The organism is Neptunomonas phycophila, from assembly GCF_001922575.1.
Taxonomy (GTDB): domain Bacteria; phylum Pseudomonadota; class Gammaproteobacteria; order Pseudomonadales; family Balneatricaceae; genus Neptunomonas; species Neptunomonas phycophila.
The window spans coordinates 1-204 of sequence record NZ_MRCI01000027.1; the positions used below are offsets into that span (position 1 = coordinate 1).

1 protein-coding gene is annotated in these 204 nt (G+C 48.0%); it reads left to right on the plus strand.

Annotation, left to right across the window (positions count from 1 at the left end):
• A partial coding sequence (locus BS617_RS18315; protein ID WP_170870383.1) for a cadherin-like domain-containing protein occupies positions 1-204 on the plus strand: 204 nt, incomplete at both ends.

The window sequence follows — 204 nt, forward strand, 5'->3', positions numbered from 1 at the left end:
TAACCGCTAGCGATTTATTGATCACCGAAGGTAATGGCAGTGTGGTAGCTAATGCCGACGGTACATGGAACTACACACCGGCTGCTGATGATAATGGCACTATTAGTTTTAGTTACACCATTAGTGATGGAACCGATAGCGTCAGTAATACAGCCACGCTCGATATTATCCCTGTGAATGATGCGCCGGTCAGCACGCCTGCCA